Consider the following 983-nt stretch of genomic DNA (forward strand, 5'->3'; position numbering starts at 1 on the left):
GGGCCTGACCCCTGGAAAGTAGACACGTCGGGGGTTAGCTATGCTGCTTGGGTCAGTGTAGCTGATGTGAGTGCTTCGAAGTCATCGGGGGCTAGAAGGTTGCACCAGGAGTGTCGTCTGCGTGTGTTGTAGCGCATGCACCATCGGAAGACTTCCTGCCGGCAGATAATGGGATTATCAAAGACTTTCCGATCACGTAGCACTTCACGTTTTAAGGTGGCGTTAAATGACTCTGCCAGGGCATTATCGGCACTAGTTCCCACCGCGCCCATGGATTGGCGCACACCAAGTTGGGCGCAGTGGTCCCTAAACGCCTGTGAGGTGTACACACTTCCATGATCAGAATGGAAAATAGCCCCGTCAAGGCTTCCGCGGACTGTGCTGGCATGGGACAAAGCCTCGATGACCAGTGAGACACGCATGTGGTCTGCGAGTGCATAACCTGCAAGTTTTCGTGAATAGGTGTCAATGACCGTGGCAAGGTACATGTTCTTACCGCCCTTACACGGCAGGTAGGTAATGTCGCCGACATACACACGGTTCGGCTCGTCAGCGGTGAATGTACGGCCTACTAAATCTGGCATGACACGGTGACCAGGCTTACGCCTAGTGGTGATGCATCGACGCCGTTTGCTAAAGCCTTTTAGCCCCATGGATTTCATGATGCGTGCGACCTTCTTATGGTTGATCGGGCCGAAGTCCGTATCGTCGTTGAGGCTTGCAGCGATGCGTTTAGCACCATAAAGCCCGTTCTCATCATCGAAGATGGCCTTGATTCTTGCACCAATAAGGGCATCGGAATACATCTTTAACCTGCGATTTTCGCGGGTGTTGACCCATTTATAAAACGAGGAGCGATTGAGCTTTAACACATGGCACATCCGCTTGACCGAATACTCGGTTCGGTGGTCATAGACAAACTGGAAGCGGATCACCAGCGTGTCTCTTCGGCAAAATATTTCGCGGCCTTGCGCAGAATATCG

1 pseudogene is annotated in these 983 nt (G+C 52.5%); it reads right to left on the bottom strand.

The window, feature by feature from the left end:
- Window positions 1-38: 38 nt before the first annotated feature.
- Window positions 39-983: pseudogene (locus tag HMPREF2559_RS03015) on the bottom strand (IS3 family transposase); the annotation flags it as partial.

The sequence above is a fragment of the Corynebacterium sp. HMSC072G08 genome (assembly GCF_001809185.1).
Lineage (GTDB): Bacteria > Actinomycetota > Actinomycetes > Mycobacteriales > Mycobacteriaceae > Corynebacterium > Corynebacterium phoceense.